Genomic DNA, 19,092 nt, shown 5'->3' with positions numbered 1-19,092 from the left:
TAAACACCTCCTATACTTGTTCATTTAATAATAGTTCTTCAAACTGTGTAGCAAAGTCTTCATTCTGATTATTTTCACTCTCTTGAGAGTCATTTCCGTGCTGATCCTGTTCTCTAAATTGCTGTGAATCGGCTTCAGATCCTGTATCCTTAAGAACTTGCTGTCCCTGTTGAAACTGAATCTCTTGCTTCTCTACAACTACTTGCTGAGGTGAGAACATACTTCTTAGTTGATGCATATTTGACTCAAGCATATCTTTAGTAACCTGTGAGCTTACTAAGATCTTTACTGTCATCTGCCCATCCATTTGAGTTAAGCGAACAACCATATCCCCTAAATTTTGTGGACGCAAGGTAATTTGAAGTTGATTACTTCCATTCGCCATTGTCAAGAACTTACTAGACTTCATGATCTTCTGAAATTGCTGAATGAGTTCTTGTCCAGAATTATTCATGTTCTGCTGGCTAGGGTTTAAGTAGATCATGTGCTGCTCCATTTTTGCCATAGGTAATGTTGATACATTTGCTTGATTTACTACTTGAGAATAAGCTATACTATCTTTTTTCGATGAAAATGTCTCTAGTGCATGGTCTAACCATTTTGCAACATCTGCGCTCGTAACTTTAGCATCCGTATGATAAGGCAATTTTTGCGCTATTTGATTTCGTTTTTCAAATGCTTGTACGAGTTGTTGCCAAACTATTTTTTCTTTCGAATCTGCTGGTTTACTAGCTAAAAATTGCTCGACAGAGACCTTTTCTGTACCTTTCACCGAATCTGTCCACTGCTGTAATAATGGCAGGAGTTTAGTGGATGCCTTCATTAACTCTTGCTTGTTCGATATTTGCGAAACAACAGCTTCCACCTTTGCAAAAATACTCGCTAATTGCTGTTGTAAAGAAGGTTCTAACTGTTGTACTTCGATGTCGCCTGTTAAAAGCGCAGGTAGCATCCACGTCGCCGTCTCTTCATTGGATTCGACATGCCCTTCATTCTCTTGCTCGCTTCCTACTACCCTATTGTCTGTCAATTCTTTCCCATCTAATGTGGATAGCATGTTAAAGAAAGTCATATCTATCGTTTCAAAGGGTATACTTGGTGTATCTTGCTGGTTCTCTTGGGATTGCATTCCCATTTGAAGTAGCTTATTTGCTGCCTCTTGTAATTGCTGCTTACTAAGTAATAGGTCTTGAAACGGTTGAGCTTCCTCATTTGTATGGCCTAATTGACTATCTTGCTTCATCATTGGATTCGAAGTTTGTAATTGCTGAAAGAGCATCCCAATTGCGTTCATTATTTCACCTCCTTTCAATACAATTACATTAATTTCCGCTGTTAATAAATTGTTGTGTTAGCTTTGCAGCTGTTTCTGCATTCATTGACTCTAGAATGCTGCCACGAGTATCATTTGACAATTCCTTCATTATTGCTAATGCCGTTTCTTGTTCAAGCTCTTGTAAAATATTAGCTGCTTGATCAGGATCCATATCTTTAAAAGAATTGGCGATTGTTTTGACAGTGGTTACCTCTTTTTTCACCTGTTCGTCATCAGACTGCTCTTCATTTTCATTAGCTTGATTATTTTCAAGCTTCATTATTTCTTGTTCGAGCTGTTCAACAGTAGCTTCCTTATCTGTAAGATCCACCTTTAGCTGCTCAATTTCAGCATCTTTATCAGACATCATCGCTTTCACGCTTTCATCTTCACGTTTCAACTGTTTTTCCTTATCTGTTTCAACGAATGAAGAAACAACCGGTATATTATTACCTTTATCCTTCAACCAGCCGGTAACATCAATACCAGCAATACTCAAAACGACCGTAGCTAGGGCAATTGTAATGATAATAGGAATTACAATTGCAAAGAGGAACCATAGGACAGGATTCATTTTTCTTTTATCTGTATTGTTTTTCTTTGCCATTCACTTCACCTATTTTTATGATTTAGAAATTGATAAATAGATACCTCATCCATTGTAGCCTTTTCCTTTTTGCGATTTGCTGCTGCTTCATCTTTCTTACGAGTTTCGATAATCTTTTCATATTTTTTCATCTCAACATGTGCATCTGTGAGCTTGGATTGCTTTGCTTCCATATCGAATCTTGCCTTTTGGACTTCTTCTTGTAAGTGCATAATATGATTATTTAAATGCTCGATATAAGTAAATTGTTCTTTTAACTTATCAAGAGTAGTTGATTCCGTAAGAGCAGTCTCGTATACTTCCTCTGCCATTTCTTTCTTTTTAAGAAGTTCATAGAGCTGTGTTGCTGTTTTTTCAAAAAGATCAATAGACTGTTGATATGCCTTCTGTGCGTGTTTTTTTTCGGTTTCACGTATATGTAAAATCTTGGATAAAACAACCGTCTCCGCCATTAGCTTACACCTCCATGAAGTAAGTTTTTCATCGAATTAATCGATTCTTGAAGTGTATGATATTCAAAAATATCTTGTGAAAGAAACGATTGGATTTTAGTGTGATAAGAAATAGCTCGATCAATTTCACTGTCTGTCCCTCGTTTATAGGCGCCAATTTGAATCAGTTCACTATTTTCTTCATAAGTAGCAACGAGCTTACGTATCTCCTGAGCTGTTTCCTTGTGCTCGTTATCTGCAACTTGGTTCATGACACGACTAATAGATTTCAACACATTGATCGCTGGATATTGTCCACGCTCAGCTAATTTCCTATCCATTACAAAATGACCATCTAATATTCCACGTACCGTATCAGCAATCGGCTCATTCATATCATCTCCATCTACCAAAACGGTATAGAAGGCTGTAACCGTACCATTTTCATTCGTACCGGTTCGTTCTAGCAATTTTGGCAAGGTAGCAAATACGGAGGGCGTATAGCCTTTGGTGGTTGGCGGCTCACCTGTAGCCAAGCCAACCTCACGCTGTGCCATAGCCACACGTGTAACAGAGTCCATCATTAGGTTCACACGGTAACCTTGATCACGAAAATATTCACTTATTGCTGTTGCTGTATATGCTCCCTTTATTCGCATTAATGCTGGTTGATCGGAAGTAGCAACAACGACAATCGATTTCTTTAGTCCGTCATCTCCTAAATCTTTTTCAATAAACTCCCTTACTTCTCGCCCGCGTTCTCCGATTAATGCAATGACATTAATATCTGCCCCACTATTTCGAGCAATCATTCCTAGTAATGTACTTTTTCCAACACCACTTCCTGCAAATATTCCAATTCGCTGTCCCTCTCCGACAGTCAGTAAAGAGTCAACTGCTTTGATCCCAACCTGCATTGGTTGTGCAATTGGTGGGCGAAGCATTGGATTTGGAGGAGATTGCTCCGTTAAATAATTTGCTAGACCTTTCGGCAAAGGACTTTGATCTAATGGGTTTCCCAATGAATCTATTACTTTGCCAATCAGTCCACGGCCAATTTTTACTGTTAATGCCTTGCCAGTAGATTCTACTAAGCACCCGGGTCCAATTTCTGCAACCTCTGAATATGGCATTAGAATAATTTTTTCATTATTAAAGCCAACTACTTCCGAGAGAATAGGATTCCCGCTTGAAGAAGAGGAATGAATGAGACAAACTTCTCCGACATTCGCTGCTGGACCTTTTGACTCAATCATAATTCCAACAACCCGTAATACTTTTCCATACCGCTTGTAGGTATCTGCTTGATCAATTGCTGTTAGATAATCCGCTACCTTCATTGTCTGTTCTCCTCAGAAACTTCAAATAGTATTTGCCGGATTTCTTGTAACTGTGTATCAACGCTTGCATCGATTTGCCCAAATGGATGCTTAATCATACAACCGTAATCCTCTACTTCATCCGTAACATACAAGGCAAGCTTTGCATCCTTTTCAATTATCGTGACGAGTTCTTCCTTATGCTGCACAACAGATTCATACTGATTAGGGTGTAGGTAAATGGAAATTACCGATTGGTCCTTTAATTCCTTTATTGCTGCATTAATAATTTCTAAGAAAGAGTTAGGTTCCTCATCAATTTTCTGTTTTGTAATCTTTTCAGCAGTATGAAGTGCGATTTCCAATATGGTGTCGACATTATCCTCAATCAGCGCTTGATAGTCTTTCCTTGCCGTATCAATAATTTGATTAGCTTTTTCTAAGTCACTTTTATATTTAGCAAGACTTTTTGATTCTCCATCTGTATAACCTTGAGAAAAACCTTGCTTGCTAGCAGCTTCGATATACGTCTGTTTTTCCGTTTCCCATGCCTGCTTTTTGCTTTCAATTTCTGCTTCCGTTTCTTCTAGAAGCTGCTGTGATTGATTCTTTAACTCTTCTAATTGAATTTGTGCCTGTTCAATTTCTTGAAGCAACGTTTCTTGTTTGGACGCTGCTTCTAATTCTGATTTTGGCTGACCACTAGGTTGCAGGCTAATCGGTTTAATTTTTATTTGCCTACTTTCATTACGAATAGATGAATTAGACAATGATGTCGTCACCTCCACCCCTTGCAATAACAATTTCACCTACATCCTCTAATCTTCGGATAATAGCAACAATTCTTGTTTGTGCTTCCTCTACATCTCTTAAACGAACTGGACCCATGTATTCCATTTCTTCTTTAAAGGTTTCTGCCATACGCTGTGACATATTCTTAAAGACGATATCTTTCACTTCATCACTAGCAACCTTCAATGACAAACGTAGATCCTCATTTTCTACTTCACGAATGATACGTTGAATTGCGCGATTATCTAAAATAACAATATCTTCAAATACAAACATCCGCTTCTTAATTTCATCAGCTAATTCTGGATCTTGGATTTCTAAAGCATCTAAAATCGTTCGTTCTGTACTTCTATCAACACCATTTAACACTTCAACAACAGCTTGAATTCCACCAGTTTGTGTGTAGTCTTCTGTAAATGAAGAAGATATATTTTTTTCCAATACCTGCTCGACCTGTGAAATAATTTCTGGTGAGGTCGAATTCATCGTTGCTATCCGTTTCGCGACATCTGCTTGCACCTCCTGTGGCAATGCAGAGAGAATTTGACCGGATTGCTCAGGATCTAGATAAGATAGCACAAGAGCAATTGTTTGTGGATGCTCTCCCTGTATAAAGTTCAGAACTTGTTGCGGATCTGCTTTTCTAGCAAAATCAAATGGTCTAACTTGTAAAGAAGAAGTCAAGCGGTTAATAATATTTGAAGCTTCTTGTTTTCCAAAGGCTTTTTCTAAAACGGTTTTTGCATATCCAATACCGCCTTGAGAAATATAATCCTGCGCTACCGCAATTTGATGAAATTGCTCCAGCACATCCTCTTTCAAACTACTATCTACCTTCTTAACGGAAGAGATTTCTAAACTTAACTTCTCGATCTCCTCTTCTGATAAATGCTTATACACTTGAGCCGAAACATCTGGACCTAAGGAGATTAAAAGAATTGCTGCTTTTTGTTTACCTGTGAGTACACCTTTTTGTCTTGCCAATTGTAATACCTCCTAATCTTCTCCGATCCAGCTTCTTAGTAATTTCGCAAAATCTTCTGGTTTCTCTTTTGCTATCTTTTCTAATTGTTTTTTACGAATCGTTGTTTCCGATTCCTCTTGATCTGGGATTTCTGGTACTTCTATCGGCTCTTGGATAGCTACCTCTTCCTCTTCAACATCCTCTTCTTTTCTTCTGCGAAGTAAGAATACTATCAAGACAATAATTGCGAGCAATAATCCCCCACCTACGATATATAGCCAAGTTGGTATAGTAGGAGTTGTGCTAGCTTTAGCGTTTTTCATACCTGAAAACTCTTGAAAGACAATCGATACTTTCTCTTCTGGGTTAATGTTCTCAGCATATTCCCCGTCAATAGATGTTGTAATAATAGAGTTCATAATCGAATTAATTCCCTCTTCAACCGCGTTTTCATCCTGCTGTGTTAAATACTCTACATCTTTTCCTTGTGATGTTTTAACATTATTAACAGCGACTTGAATTCCTAAATCTCGCACTTTATATGGACTCTCAACAATGTTTTTTCGAATCTTATTAAATTCATTGTTAATCGTTTCTTTCGCCATTTCATACTCACCATTGTCACCATCATCCGTCGCTTGATAGTTACCGATATCTTCATCCCCAGTACCTACGGTACCTCCTGCTGCAGCACCTTCACCAGTATACGTTTCTTTTATTGTTTCAATACTTACTGGCAGTCCTTCCATATTCTCTAGATCAACTGGTTCGACAATTTCTTCAGTACGATTCTCTTGCGTAAAATCAATATCAGAAGTGACGGAAACAATGACATTTCCTTGACCTACCATTGCTCCAAGCATCTGCTGTAATCGTTGCTGAATATCTTTTTCAATGTCCTTTTTAACATTTTGCTGATATGTATGTGTATCCTGTACGCCAGTTCCTGCAGTAGCATTTTGTTCAAAGCTTTCAAAATACTGATTGGTGATTGCTATATTTTCTGCTGGTAAGTTAGGGACGGCCTTTGATACTAAATGATACAATCCATCTATTTGTCCTTCTTGGAATTGATAGCCAGCCTCTGTATTTATAACAATTGATGCACTCGCTTCTTGTTTTGTATCATTGACAAATACAGGATCCTCCGGCATATTAATCATCACCTGTGCATCTTGTATCCCATCAATACCTTTGATCAGATTAGCTAACTCCGTCTGCATTGCATCTAGCTTCATAACGTTAAATTCATTTTCTGTTACACCCCAGGATGCATTCTCACTAAAAAAGGAATAATCTATATTTCCACTGTTTGGGATGCCTTGCCCTGCTAAATCGACGAGTAATGAATCTACTTGTTGTTCAGGAACCGTTATTGTCGTTCCCCCATCTTTTAATTCATAAGAAACTCCTCTGGCATCTAGTTCCGTTTTTATCTGCCCAACTTCCTGAATGGACAAATTATTGTATAGTGGAACAAATTTCGAATTCATGGAAAAGAATAGAATTCCTACTATCAAAAGGACAACTATCATGATTGATCCTATAAAAATCCGTTTTTGACTTTTCGTCCGATTCTTCCAGAAAGCCGTAGTAGTGTCTTTCCAGTTCTTTATTTTCTCGTTCATAAGTTCCCCCACTAACGTGCTGTAGTAAATTTTTCTATATATGATTGCAAATCATTATACTTGCATGCTCATTACTTCTTTATAGGCATCTACTACTTTTTTCTGGACTTGTACGGTAGTTTCCAATGTGATACTAGCTTTTTGTGCCGTAATCATTACATCGTGTAAGTCATCGATTTTCCCATTAGCTAGTGCTTCTGTTTTTTGATCAGATGCAATTTGTGCCTGATTGACATCATTAATGGCATTCTTTAAAGCTGCTGCAAACTTACCCTGTGCTTCCCCAGCAGAAATTGCTGGCTTAGAATCTAGTTGTGAGGATACTGGTGCTTGTGGTATTTGATTTCCTATTGACTGAATCATCGAAAAACTCCTTTACATTTATTTCCCAATCTCTAGTGCTTTCATTAACATGGATTTACTAGCATTTACTGAGGTAATGTTAGCTTCATATGATCTTGTTGCGCTCATTAAGTCCACCATTTCTTTAAGTGGATCAACATTCGGTAATTCCACATATCCATTCTCATTCGCATCGGGATGCGTTGGATTATATACCTGCTTGAATGGACTTTCATCTTCTGTTATTTCCGTAACCTTAACACCCGCGGTAGCTTCTGAACCGGTTGCTCTATGTAAGAATGATTTAAAACTATTGGTCTCTGGTTCTAGGGAAACCATTTTTCTTCGATACGCTTCAAATTCTCCTTCTTCATTCACTGTTGCTCGCGTCGTTTGAGCATTAGCAATATTAGAAGAAATGACATCCATACGAAGCCTTTGAGCAGTAAGAGCACTAGCACTCGAGTGAAGTGCATTGAATATCGACATATTACCTTCCTCCCCTTAAAGCTGTTTGTAAACTACCAAACTTACCATTTATGCGGTCGACTAATGCTTGATAATAGATCTGATTTTCTGCTAATTCTGCCATCTCTTTGTCAACATCCACATTATTGCCATTATGACCGTAAGAAGTGTTTTGCTTCGTAACTGTCTTATAGGAATTAGAATTATTTTGAAAGGAAAGATGTTTAGAATTAGTTCGTTTCGCCTCTATGTTTGAAGCCATTGCATCGGATAATACATTTTTAAACACGACGTCTTTTGCCTTATAATTTGGTGTGTCAATATTTGCAAGATTCGTTGAAATTGCCCGGTTTTTGGCAGAGGCATAATTTAACGAATTTTCTAGCGTATGGATAGTTCCACCAAATAGACTCACATTGATCCCTCCTAAAAAGTTACGTTTGCATTACGACAGACATAAAATATTGCTTGTCTACGAATAGTTTAAGTCATATGTTTGCCAAAGTCTATTACTTTTCGACATTTTCCTCAGAAAGAACAAAATATGGTTAATTTTGCATAGGTCAATTTTACCATATTATTACCTATTTTTGTTAATTAATTTTTTTTAACTTGAAAATCGTAAGTTAAAGTAGGATTTTTATGTCGAAATTGCAAGAATAACTAAATTTTAAATTATACCTAGTTCTTATGTAATAGAAAATCCTTGTATAAAAAGTCCTGAAATTGACCAAAGATTTACTTGACATTTCATGCATAATTACAAACAAAAAATCCGAAGCAAAATGCTTCGGATTTTCTATTATTTTGACTGTATTCTATAATACATATCGTTTTATCTTGAACGTAATTTTTCTAATTCAACTAAGAAATTATTGTTAAGTACTTTTATATACGTACCTTTCATACCTAAAGAACGAGACTCAATGACACCAGCACTTTCTAATTTTCTAAGCGCATTTACAATAACTGATCTTGTGATCCCAACTCTATCTGCAATTTTACTAGCTACGAGTAGACCTTCGTTGCCGTTTAATTCTTCAAAAATGTGATCAATAGCCTCTAGTTCACTGTATGATAGCGAGCTGATCGCCATTTGAACAACAGCTTTACTTCTAGCTTCCATTTCAATCTCTTCTGTTTTTTCATGAAGAATTTCCATACCAACAACAGTAGCACCGTATTCAGCTAATAGTAGATCATCCTCACTAAAGCTCTCTGTTAACCGTCCTAATACAAGCGTTCCTAATCGCTCTCCGCCACCAATAATAGGTACAATCGTAGTTAGGCCTGATTGGAATAATTCACGGTTTTCGACTGGGAAAACAGTTTGTGGACTGTCGATATCTAAGTTAGCTGTAGTCTCATGAATATTAAATAGTCCCTCCGTGTATGCTTCCGGAAATTGGCGATCCTCTAGCATTGATTTCATTCTCTCATTTTCAATCTCTTGATTGATTGCAAAGCCTAATAGCTTCCCTCGTCTGCTTAGGATGTAAACATTACCTTTGATAACATCCCTTAAAGAAGCAGACATGTCATTGAAATCAACTGACTTTCCTGTAGATTTTTGTAACATAGCATTAATTTTTCTTGCGCGATTTAATAGTTCCATAATGATCCTCCATTCAACCTTTTAAATTATAGTATATATTGACTTAAATCTTTATTTTTTGCAATAGTACTTAATTTTTCATCGACATATGCTGGAGTTATTTCAATCTTTTCCATCGTCACATCGGGTGCTTCAAAAGAAAGATCCTCCAGTAATTTTTCCAAAATAGTATGAAGTCGCCTTGCTCCAATATTATCCATTTCCTGATTTACTTGATAAGCTATTTCGGCTAATCTATCTACAGCTTCGTCTGTAAATACAACATTTATACCTTCTGTTTTCAATAAAGCCTTATATTGTTTTATGAGCGCATTTGATGGTTCCTTTAATATGCGCTTGAAATCTTCTGTTGATAGTTTATCTAGTTCAACCCGGATTGGAAATCTACCTTGCAATTCCGGAATCAGGTCAGATGGTTTGGACATGTGAAATGCACCAGCTGCTATAAATAGCATATGATCTGTTTTAACAGGTCCATGTTTTGTAACTACAGTGGAACCTTCAATAATCGGTAAAATGTCCCGTTGGACCCCTTCTCTAGATACATTTGCACTATGCTCCTGTTTACCAGCAACTTTATCTATTTCATCAATAAATAAGATACCTGATTGCTCCGCGAGCTGCACTGCCTCTTGAGCAGCCTCTTCCATATCTACAAGCTTGCTTGCTTCTTGCTGAGATAATACTTTTCTTGCTTCTGATACTGGCATTTTTCGTTTCTTCTTCTTTTTGGGCATGAACTGACTGAAAGCATCCTGCATATTCATCCCCATTTGCTCCATACCAGATCCTTGGAGCATGTCAAACATCGAAGGAGCTTGTTCTTCTATTTCTACCGATACCATATGGTCTTCTAATTCACCCAGGGCCAATTGATGTTCTACACGTTTCCGCTTATTGCTAATTTCATCATCTTTCGGATCTTGATCTCCATCTTCATGATTGTCATCTGAATTAGAAGCGAATAACATTTCAAATGGATTTCTAGCATTGTTTTCCTTTTTAGCATGTGGTACTAGGAGATTTACTAGCTTTTTATTTGCTTCTTTCTCTGCCTTATCTGCAACTTGCTTCATTTTATCTTCTTTTACCATCCGCAAAGACATTTCTACTAAATCACGGACCATGGACTCTACATCTCGACCGACATAGCCCACCTCAGTAAATTTAGTTGCTTCTACTTTGACAAATGGAGCTCCAACTAACTTCGCTAATCGTCTAGCTATCTCCGTTTTCCCAACTCCAGTAGGACCAATCATTAATATGTTTTTAGGAACAATTTCATCCTTTAGCGATTCATCCAGCTTCATACGACGGTAACGATTGCGTAATGCCACTGCAACGGATCGCTTAGCGCTGTTTTGACCAATAATAAACTTATCTAACTGTCCCACTATCTGTCTCGGTGTGTAATCAATACCCATTCTTCCAAAAGGCCTCCTTTTAATCAAGTACCTCCAGTGTGATGTGATCATTTGTATATACACATATTTCTCCGGCAATTTCTAATGCAGATTGAGCGATCTCCCGTGCAGATAATTGACTCGAATACCTTGCTAGAGCTCTTCCAGCACTAAGTGCGTAATTGCCTCCAGAGCCAATAGCCAATATGCCATCATCAGGTTCAATGACCTCACCTGTACCAGAAACTAAAAACATACTTTCTTTATTCATTACGATAAGCATAGCTTCCAATTTCCGCAATACCTTATCGCTGCGCCACTCTTTTGCTAATTCTACAGCCGCTCTTGCAAGATTTCCATTATATGCTTCTAGCTTAGCTTCAAATTTTTCAAAAAGCGTAAATGCATCAGCAACAGATCCAGCAAAGCCAGCAAGTACTTGGCCTTTATATAAAGTACGAACTTTCTTTGCTTTATGTTTCATAACGACCGCATTTCCTAATGTTACTTGACCGTCACCGCTCATTGCACATTGATCATTATGCCTTATGGCGAAAATCGTAGTGGCATGCATTTCATTTGTCACGCCTTCTCACCTCTTTACTCAATTAATAATCATTTGCTCGTGGATGACTTTTCATATATACGCTGCGCAAATGATCTTTTGTAACATGGGTATAAATTTGTGTAGTTGACAAATTCTCATGACCAAGTAATTCCTGAACGCTACGTAAATCTGCACCTTCATTTAGTAAATGTGTGGCAAAGGTATGCCGTAACTTATGTGGGTGTACATGAACGGTTAACGCAGCTCTTTCAACCATCTTGTTCAATACTTCCCTAATTCCACGTGTAGTTATTGGATTTCCCCGATTGTTCAAGAAGACTGCATCCGAAGATTGCTTTGCTTTAGACAATAACGTATTCCTACCATCCTGTATGTAGGTTTCCAATGCTATTTCAGCAAATTTACCATAAGGAATGTAACGTTCTTTTCTGCCTTTCCCTCTAACAAATACGGTACCAATGAAGAAATCAATATGCTCCAATGATAGCTGTTGACATTCGCTAACACGCATGCCAGTTGCGTAAAGTAGTTCTAGAATTGCTTGATCTCTTTGGCCTAATGGGTTAGTAAGGTCATTTACCTCAAAAAGCTTCTCCAACTCTTCTTGATACAGAAAACCCGGAATCGTTGTATCCGTTTTTGGCAATTTCACCTGTACAAACGGATTTCCAGTGAGCACTTCTTCTCTTTCCAAGTATCGGAAAAAAGTTCGAAGACTAGATATTTTTCTAGATACAGATCTTCTGCTTAGCTGCCGATTATACAAAGTGTTTAGGAATAAACGGACAACCCTATGATCTACATCAACTAGACTAGATAAACCTTCTGCTGTTAAGAAATCGAAAAATATTTCCAGATCATTCAGATAATATTTAACAGTATATGGCGAAGCGTTTTTTTCTATTTGTAAATACTCCTTAAAGGATTGCCAATAATTCATATAATTATTCAAATTTTCACCCCGTTAAGCAGCGAATAAATCATAACATAGAAAATAGTGAGAAGCAATAAACTTAACTAAATTGTAACAAAATTCAGAATTGATGTCACTTTTAGTTGTTTTTTCCTTTTATAACCCTATAGAAATAAGGTCATATACTTAGCTCTTGACTGTCAAGTATATATCCTTACCAATGCGTTATTATATCTGTTTCGAAGTCCATAGTCAACAATTTCTATTCATATTTCACAATTAAATTTCTATAACAGCTCACATACCATTGATATCGGCTATTTGGATTACTTTATTACACCTAACTTTTTAATTTTCGCTTTTGTATCTTCTGTTCCAAACTTATATAGTTCATGATATATAGTTATTAAATGGTCACTATACGCAGATCGTTCAGCATCTGCTCCCCATTCATCAAATGGTTTCACTAAATACTCGATCGCAAGTTCTGCATAGTTGTTTTTTTTCATGAATAACTTCTTAAGCATTTCAATTTCTTTTGCATCAGCTATAATTTCATATTCTATACCACTATCAGGAATAGAGATTTCTCGAATATCCTGTGTATCTACAGTTACATAATAATGTTTTTTTGTCATCAGACTTTCCTCCTTATATGCTATTTAGCCTTTTTTTATACATCTCAAACTACTAGTCCTTCATAAACACATAACATAAAAGTAAAACTGTACTTGCAATCTACTATTCCGGCGAAAGCAAGTTGAACGAGCCATGAAAGAAAGGACAAGCTTAAACTCAGAAGGCTTGGACCCACTACGGAAAGCAGAAATTATCATACTACGATAGCAAAAAAGCGATGATAATAAGAGTACAAAAGCGTAAGCCCCCGATTAGAAACGTAGCGACTGGGGCTGGACACGGCTCAACACGCCCCTATTTATCAGACTACAAAAAAGAGCTTCCCACAAGTCCCTATTAGACTTATGGGAAAGCTCCTATGTTTGCGGCGCCTCTTTATATTCACATTGCGTACATTGAATTTGTGTTCCTTTTTTCGATTTCTTCTCAACCAGTAAGTTATCACATTTTGGACATGGTCGAGATATCGGTTTGTCCCAAGAAAGAAAATCACACTCTGGAAATCGGTCACAGCCATAAAACACTCGACGTTTTTTCGATTTCCTTTCAACAACATTTCCTTCTTTACATTTTGGACACTTCACTCCGATTTCCTTTAATATTGGTTTCGTGTTTCTACATTCAGGAAAATTAGAGCACGCTAAAAACTTCCCATAGCGTCCCATTTTATAAACCATTTCATGCCCACAATTTTCGCATTCAATACCGGCAGGCTCATCCTTGATTTCAATTTTTTCCATTTCTTGCTCTGCTTTTTCCAAGCGCTTTGCAAAATCTGTATAAAATTGATCAATAATCGTAATCCACTCTGTTTTTCCTTCTTCAATAGCATCCAAATCGCCTTCCATTTTAGCTGTGAAAGCAACATCAATAATCTTAGGGAAAAACTCTTCCATTATTTCTGAAACAATTGATCCCAATTCCGTAGGTATAAAGCGTTTGTTATCAATACTTACATAACCTCTACGTTGAATTGTGTCTAAAGTCGGAGCATATGTGGAAGGTCGTCCAATTCCTAACTCCTCCATTGTCTTAACTAGCCTTGCCTCTGTATATCTTGGAGGTGGCTGTGTAAAGTGTTGATTTGGCTTTATATCATTAGCTGTTACTTCCATACCTTCAGATAATTCTGGAAGAAACTTATTATCTTCTTTTTTATTATCGTCCGTTCCCTCAATATATACTTTCATAAATCCTTTGAATTTAATTTTAGAACCCGTTGCCCTGAACTCCACTAAATTATTTAAAAGATGTACGGTCATTGTATCCATTACAGCAGGTGCCATTTGACTTGCCAAAAACCGTTCCCATATTAATTTGTACAACCTAAACTGATCTCTAGAAAGTATTGGCTTTAAGGATTTAGGATCCCTGCCAACTGATGTAGGTCGAATTGCTTCATGGGCATCCTGTGCACCCTCTGACTTTTTCTGTTTTTTATTTATGCCTAGATACGTTTTCCCATATTGGTCAATAATATAATCCTTTGCTTCCCCTTTAGCTGTATCGGAGATACGCGTTGAATCAGTACGCATATACGTAATTAAACCTGTTATTCCCCCCGCTTTTTTCCCAAGGTCAATTCCCTCATATAACTGTTGGGCAATCATCATCGTTTTCTTGGCTTTGAAATTCAGTTTTCTCGCTGCTTCTTGTTGTAATGAAGATGTTGTAAAAGGTAACGCAGGATTACGTCTTCTTTCTTTTTTCTTTACTTTATCAACTTTGAATTTTTTCCCCTTGATTTCTTTTAGAATATCGTTTACGTCTTGTTTTGTCTTCAATTCTTTCTTTTTACCTTTAATTCCATAAAAAGATCCCTCAAAAACATCCTTATCCTTTTGAAATTGTCCTTCAATTGACCAATATTCTTCAGGTTTAAAGTTTTCAATTTCTTTTTCTCTGTCAATTACAAGTTTTACAGCTACAGATTGAACACGTCCAGCGCTCAAGCCTTTTTTCACTTTTTTCCATAGAAGTGGACTTATATTGTACCCCACAAGCCGATCCAGAATCCTTCTAGCCTGTTGAGCATCCACTAAATCCATATCAATAGATCTTGGATGTTTAAAAGAATCTTTAATAGCATCTTTTGTTATTTCATTAAATACAACACGACATTCGGAATGCTCATCAACATCTAATATATGTGCTAGATGCCATGCAATCGCCTCACCTTCTCTATCAGGGTCGGCTGCAAGATAAACCTTTTTAGCTTTTTTTGCTGCTGATTTTAAGTCTTTGACTACATCACCTTTACCGCGAATCGTAATATACTTTGGTTTATATTCATTTTCTGTATCGACAGCCATTTGACTTTTTGGTAAATCCCGAACATGCCCCATGGATGCTTTTACTTTGTATTTTTTCCCTAAATAGCGTTCAATTGTTTTTGCCTTTGCAGGTGATTCTACGATTACTAGATAATCTGACATTTCTTTTCCTCCCATAAATGAGGTTACCACTAGTACTGATAAGTCCCTCACAACAAGGTAGAATACCTTGAAAAGTAGTACATTGATAAAATACATTTCATTGTCTTGCATATATATACTTATTCATCACAAGCATTAAAGCGGATACTTTTTTCACTCAAAAAAATTTAGAAATCTTCACTAATATTAAATATATACGTTTCATTTGTCAAACATACTGAAATAAATGACCCAAGATTTGTAAAAGTTTTCCTTACAAAAATGTACCATGTCAAAGAATATTAGTAAAATATCAATGATATAACTTTATTTTTAATCGGCCTATTTCTGCTTTTTTATTAGATATCTACCCATACGTATTTTGCAATCTTTCCCATTCTTCACGAATATCCTCTTCATGAATAACTAATTTCGCACCATCTTGGATCATTTTATGACAACCTCTAGTTTGCTCCATTAGTGGTGAACCAGGAACAGCAAAAACGTCTCTCCCTTGTTCCAAGGCTTGATCAACTGTTATTAGTGTACCACTCTTTTCAGTTGCCTCAATAACTAATGTACCAAAGCTTAAACCGCTTATTATCCTATTCCTTTCTGGAAAATGGTGACGAGCAGGGGGAGTAGTTGGTGGATACTCAGATAAAACTAATCCTCGTTCAGTCAGTTCTTGATATAATCGGATATTTTCCTTGGGATAAATATATTGAAACCCTCCACCAAGTACGGCAATTGTATGTCCACTTAGACTTAGAGTAACTTCATGAGCAAAACGGTCAATACCAATTGCCATACCACTTACTATCACCCATCCCTGCCTAACTAACGGTGGGATAATTGTCCGTACCTTTCCCATAGCTTCCCTAGAGGGTTTCCTCGTTCCAATTACACTTAAGGCTGGTGCTTGTGTTAACAAAGATATGTTTCCTAAGGCGTATAAAACAAACGGAGGATCTTTTATCGTTTTTAATAAAGGTGAAAAGTTGTTATCTAGAAGGGTTATAACGTGATAGTTATGCAAGTCTGTTTCTATTTGCTCTATTAGGGGCTCCGAGTGGAGATCATTATATAACAGTGAAGCATTATTCAGAGGAAGGTGATACAAACGGTTCATTGCTGCAGAAGATAATTTGTAGATCTCTGTGAGGGTAGAATCAATAAGAAGTAGCTTTCTAATCCATCGCCTTGTAATACCTCGACATCGAGTAATATGAATTAATCGAAACCGAAAATCCGTCAATACGTACACATCCCTTCAAAAATTAGATAAGGAGCTGTCCCCAAAAAAGACAGCTCTCTCTTCCTACACAACTGAAATATACTCTTCTACGAAGTACAGCTTCCTTATGAACAAGCGCCATTCACTACAGAGTTTCACGGCGGCTCACTCTACTCGTTAGAATCTTACCTATTCCAGTTGCATCTACCCGAACCTTTACAGGAGAACCCTTTCTGGTTCGCATATTAATTAATGCGTTTTACATGTTTCTTTAATACCATTCTCCTCTAGGGCTTTAATCATTGTTTCACCCATTACCGCAGGAGTTTCTGCGACTTTAATACCACACTCATTCATAACACGAATTTTTTCGTCAGCAGTTCCTTTTCCACCAGAAATAATTGCACCTGCGTGACCCATGCGTTTCCCTGGAGGTGCAGTAGCCCCACCGATAAATCCTACCACAGGTTTCTTCATATTTGCTTTTACCCACTGTGCTGCTTCTTCTTCAGCTGTGCCACCGATTTCTCCAATCATTATAACAGCATACGTATCAGGGTCTTCATTAAAAGCAGATAGTACGTCGATAAAGTTCGTACCGTTTACTGGGTCACCACCGATACCAACTGCTGTGGACTGCCCATACCCTGCTTCAGACAACTGATGAACTGCTTCATAAGTTAATGTACCTGAACGGGAAACGACACCTATATGTCCTTTCTTATGAATGTAGCCTGGCATGATACCAATTTTACTTTCATCAGCAGTAATTACACCTGGACAGTTTGGACCAACCAATCGAGTTTTCTTGCCTTCCATATAACGTTTCACTTTAACCATGTCCATAACTGGAATATGTTCTGTGATACAAATAACTAAATCTAGTTCTGCATCCACTGCTTCGATAATCGCATCAGCAGCAAATGGAGCAGGTACATAAATAACAGATGCTGTAGCACCAGTTGTATCTACGGCATCCTTTACAGTATTAAATACAGGTACTCCTTCTACTTCAGTACCGCCTTTTTTAGGTGTAACCCCACCAACAATTTTTGTACCGTATTCAAGCATTTGTTTCGTGTGAAATTTTGCAGTTCCACCGGTAATACCTTGGACAATTACCTTTGTATCTTTATTAATATATACACTCATCTTCGTCCGTCCTTTCTGCAAGATCTGTACAATATAATATAGTTCACGATCCTTTTACTTCTTGCCTTAAACAAGAATTTACATATAAATATTGTGGTCTAAAAATTCCTTACTTTACCATTGAAACTATCTTTTCAGCACCATCAGCCATTGAACCAGCCGATGTAATATTTAGCCCAGATTCTTCAAGAATTTTCTTACCTAATGAAACATTTGTACCTTCTAAACGTACAACGAGTGGAATTTCAAGCCCAACCTGTTTCGTAGCTTCTACAACACCTTCAGCGATCACATCACACTTCATAATCCCACCAAAGATGTTGACAAAGATCCCTTTAACATTTGAATCAGATAAAATGATCTTAAATGCTTCCGTTACCTTCTCAGCAGTAGCACCACCACCAACATCAAGGAAGTTTGCCGGATCACCGCCATAATGTTTAATAATATCCATTGTAGACATAGCAAGTCCAGCTCCATTTACCATGCAGCCAATATTTCCATCCAATGAAATATAACTTAAATCATACTTAGAAGCTTCTATTTCCTTTTCATCTTCTTCATCTAAATCACGTAATTCCATAACATCTTTTTGACGGAATAAAGCGTTATCATCAAAATTTAACTTGGAATCTAATGCTAAAACATCTCCATCACCCGTAGTTACTAATGGATTGATTTCTGCAATAGAACAATCTTTCTCTACAAAAGCATTGTACAAACTTGTCATAAATTTAACAGCTTTACCTATTAGTTCATCCGGAATATTAATATTAAATGCAAGTCTACGAGCTTGATAGCCTGACAAACCTATAACAGGATCAATAACTTCCTTAAAGATTTTCTCAGGTGTTTCTGCTGCAACCTCTTCGATTTCTGTACCGCCTTCTTCTGAAGCCATCATTACTACACGAGAAGTAGCGCGATCAAGTACAACTCCAACATAATATTCCTTCTTAATGTCGCAGCCTTCTTCAATTAATAAACGTTTTACCTCTTTACCTTCTGGTCCAGTTTGATGTGTTACTAGTGTTTTTCCAAGTATTTCATCAGCGTATGTACGCACATCATCTAAATTTTTTGCGATTTTAACCCCACCGGCTTTACCACGTCCACCAGCATGGATCTGTGCTTTTACCACTGTGACGTCGCTTCCCAATTTTTTTGCAGCTTCCACAGCTTCATCAACCGTATATGCAACGTATCCATTAGGAACATTAACACCATATTTTCGCAAAATATCTTTGCCTTGATACTCATGAATGTTCATCCTTAATCCTCCCAT

General features: G+C 37.2%; 19 protein-coding genes. All 19 read right to left on the bottom strand.

Annotated features, from left to right (window positions below):
• Nucleotides 1-10: 10 nt before the first annotated feature.
• The 19 genes from RVS70_RS06710 to sucC all read right to left on the bottom strand — a co-directional run bounded on the left by RVS70_RS06710 (nt 11) and on the right by sucC (nt 19,077).
• A complete protein-coding gene (locus tag RVS70_RS06710; protein WP_121605224.1) occupies nt 11-1,294 on the bottom strand; it encodes a flagellar hook-length control protein FliK in 1,284 nt (427 codons plus the stop codon).
• 28 nt (nt 1,295-1,322) lie between these two features.
• Nucleotides 1,323-1,922 (bottom strand): MotE family protein, encoded by a 600-nt coding sequence (locus RVS70_RS06705; RefSeq protein WP_026680895.1) that lies wholly within the window; start codon nt 1,920-1,922, stop codon nt 1,323-1,325.
• Between the two features lie 5 nt (nt 1,923-1,927).
• Nucleotides 1,928-2,374, bottom strand: a complete 447-nt coding sequence (fliJ, locus tag RVS70_RS06700) for a flagellar export protein FliJ (RefSeq protein ID WP_205388605.1) — start codon at nt 2,372-2,374, stop codon at nt 1,928-1,930.
• Entirely contained in the window at nt 2,374-3,693 is a 1,320-nt protein-coding gene (gene fliI / locus RVS70_RS06695) for a flagellar protein export ATPase FliI (RefSeq protein WP_026680893.1), read from the bottom strand. Before fliI ends, fliJ begins: the two co-directional genes overlap by 1 nt.
• Nucleotides 3,690-4,442, bottom strand: a complete 753-nt coding sequence (gene fliH / locus RVS70_RS06690; protein ID WP_026680892.1) for a flagellar assembly protein FliH — start codon at nt 4,440-4,442, stop codon at nt 3,690-3,692. Before fliH ends, fliI begins: the two co-directional genes overlap by 4 nt.
• Nucleotides 4,435-5,448 carry a flagellar motor switch protein FliG gene (fliG, locus tag RVS70_RS06685; protein ID WP_026680891.1) on the bottom strand — a complete coding sequence of 338 codons (1,014 nt, stop codon included), beginning with the start codon at nt 5,446-5,448 and terminating at the stop codon, nt 4,435-4,437. The genes fliH and fliG overlap by 8 nt, the downstream gene beginning before the upstream one ends.
• Nucleotides 5,449-5,460: 12 nt before the next feature.
• Nucleotides 5,461-7,056: a flagellar basal-body MS-ring/collar protein FliF gene (gene fliF / locus RVS70_RS06680; RefSeq protein WP_026680890.1), complete on the bottom strand. Its 1,596-nt coding sequence runs from the start codon at nt 7,054-7,056 to the stop codon at nt 5,461-5,463.
• 54 nt (nt 7,057-7,110) lie between these two features.
• Nucleotides 7,111-7,419 (bottom strand): flagellar hook-basal body complex protein FliE, encoded by a 309-nt coding sequence (fliE, locus tag RVS70_RS06675; RefSeq protein WP_205388607.1) that lies wholly within the window; start codon nt 7,417-7,419, stop codon nt 7,111-7,113.
• Nucleotides 7,420-7,437: 18 nt separating this feature from the next.
• The gene (flgC, locus tag RVS70_RS06670; RefSeq protein ID WP_026680888.1) at nt 7,438-7,887 is read right to left on the bottom strand and encodes a flagellar basal body rod protein FlgC; all 450 of its coding nucleotides are present in this window, start codon (nt 7,885-7,887) and stop codon (nt 7,438-7,440) included.
• A 1-nt stretch (nt 7,888) separates the two neighbouring features.
• Nucleotides 7,889-8,281 (bottom strand): flagellar basal body rod protein FlgB, encoded by a 393-nt coding sequence (gene flgB, locus RVS70_RS06665; RefSeq protein ID WP_121605227.1) that lies wholly within the window; start codon nt 8,279-8,281, stop codon nt 7,889-7,891.
• Nucleotides 8,282-8,701: 420 nt separating this feature from the next.
• Nucleotides 8,702-9,481 (bottom strand): GTP-sensing pleiotropic transcriptional regulator CodY, encoded by a 780-nt coding sequence (codY, locus tag RVS70_RS06660; protein ID WP_026680886.1) that lies wholly within the window; start codon nt 9,479-9,481, stop codon nt 8,702-8,704.
• 26 nt (nt 9,482-9,507) lie between these two features.
• Entirely contained in the window at nt 9,508-10,905 is a 1,398-nt protein-coding gene (gene hslU, locus RVS70_RS06655) for an ATP-dependent protease ATPase subunit HslU (RefSeq protein ID WP_321132768.1), read from the bottom strand.
• Between the two features lie 19 nt (nt 10,906-10,924).
• Nucleotides 10,925-11,470 carry an ATP-dependent protease subunit HslV gene (hslV, locus tag RVS70_RS06650; RefSeq protein ID WP_026680884.1) on the bottom strand — a complete coding sequence of 182 codons (546 nt, stop codon included), beginning with the start codon at nt 11,468-11,470 and terminating at the stop codon, nt 10,925-10,927.
• 22 nt (nt 11,471-11,492) lie between these two features.
• Nucleotides 11,493-12,392: a tyrosine recombinase XerC gene (xerC, locus tag RVS70_RS06645; RefSeq protein ID WP_034678908.1), complete on the bottom strand. Its 900-nt coding sequence runs from the start codon at nt 12,390-12,392 to the stop codon at nt 11,493-11,495.
• A gap of 299 nt (nt 12,393-12,691) precedes the next feature.
• Complete coding sequence (locus RVS70_RS06640; RefSeq protein WP_034678895.1) at nt 12,692-13,003, bottom strand: hypothetical protein; 312 nt, start codon at nt 13,001-13,003, stop codon at nt 12,692-12,694.
• Between the two features lie 357 nt (nt 13,004-13,360).
• A complete protein-coding gene (topA, locus tag RVS70_RS06635; RefSeq protein WP_026680881.1) occupies nt 13,361-15,439 on the bottom strand; it encodes a type I DNA topoisomerase in 2,079 nt (692 codons plus the stop codon).
• A gap of 346 nt (nt 15,440-15,785) precedes the next feature.
• Nucleotides 15,786-16,676 (bottom strand): DNA-processing protein DprA, encoded by an 891-nt coding sequence (gene dprA, locus RVS70_RS06630; RefSeq protein WP_121605229.1) that lies wholly within the window; start codon nt 16,674-16,676, stop codon nt 15,786-15,788.
• A gap of 228 nt (nt 16,677-16,904) precedes the next feature.
• Nucleotides 16,905-17,807: a succinate--CoA ligase subunit alpha gene (gene sucD / locus RVS70_RS06625; RefSeq protein WP_026680880.1), complete on the bottom strand. Its 903-nt coding sequence runs from the start codon at nt 17,805-17,807 to the stop codon at nt 16,905-16,907.
• 109 nt (nt 17,808-17,916) lie between these two features.
• A complete protein-coding gene (gene sucC / locus RVS70_RS06620; protein ID WP_321132767.1) occupies nt 17,917-19,077 on the bottom strand; it encodes an ADP-forming succinate--CoA ligase subunit beta in 1,161 nt (386 codons plus the stop codon).
• Nucleotides 19,078-19,092 lie beyond the last annotated feature (15 nt).

Source organism: Virgibacillus sp. M23, from assembly GCF_034190895.1.
GTDB classification, from domain to species: Bacteria; Bacillota; Bacilli; order Bacillales; family Amphibacillaceae; genus Virgibacillus; species Virgibacillus salarius.
This window is presented reverse-complemented; position numbering and strand designations above follow the sequence as displayed.

Bases quoted from the DNA above. Each gene is read 5' to 3' on its own strand.
- RVS70_RS06710 (WP_121605224.1), bottom strand. From the start codon at position 1,294: ATGAACGCAATTGGGATGCTCTTTCAGCAATTACAAACTTCGAATCCA.
- RVS70_RS06705 (WP_026680895.1), bottom strand. From the start codon at position 1,922: ATGGCAAAGAAAAACAATACAGATAAAAGAAAAATGAATCCTGTCCTA.
- fliJ (WP_205388605.1), bottom strand. From the start codon at position 2,374: ATGGCGGAGACGGTTGTTTTATCCAAGATTTTACATATACGTGAAACC.
- fliI (WP_026680893.1), bottom strand. From the start codon at position 3,693: ATGAAGGTAGCGGATTATCTAACAGCAATTGATCAAGCAGATACCTAC.
- fliF (WP_026680890.1), bottom strand. From the start codon at position 7,056: ATGAACGAGAAAATAAAGAACTGGAAAGACACTACTACGGCTTTCTGG.
- fliE (WP_205388607.1), bottom strand. From the start codon at position 7,419: ATGATTCAGTCAATAGGAAATCAAATACCACAAGCACCAGTATCCTCA.
- flgC (WP_026680888.1), bottom strand. From the start codon at position 7,887: ATGTCGATATTCAATGCACTTCACTCGAGTGCTAGTGCTCTTACTGCT.
- codY (WP_026680886.1), bottom strand. From the start codon at position 9,481: ATGGAACTATTAAATCGCGCAAGAAAAATTAATGCTATGTTACAAAAA.
- hslU (WP_321132768.1), bottom strand. From the start codon at position 10,905: ATGGGTATTGATTACACACCGAGACAGATAGTGGGACAGTTAGATAAG.
- xerC (WP_034678908.1), bottom strand. From the start codon at position 12,392: ATGAATTATTGGCAATCCTTTAAGGAGTATTTACAAATAGAAAAAAAC.
- RVS70_RS06640 (WP_034678895.1), bottom strand. From the start codon at position 13,003: ATGACAAAAAAACATTATTATGTAACTGTAGATACACAGGATATTCGA.
- topA (WP_026680881.1), bottom strand. From the start codon at position 15,439: ATGTCAGATTATCTAGTAATCGTAGAATCACCTGCAAAGGCAAAAACA.
- sucD (WP_026680880.1), bottom strand. From the start codon at position 17,807: ATGAGTGTATATATTAATAAAGATACAAAGGTAATTGTCCAAGGTATT.
- sucC (WP_321132767.1), bottom strand. From the start codon at position 19,077: ATGAACATTCATGAGTATCAAGGCAAAGATATTTTGCGAAAATATGGT.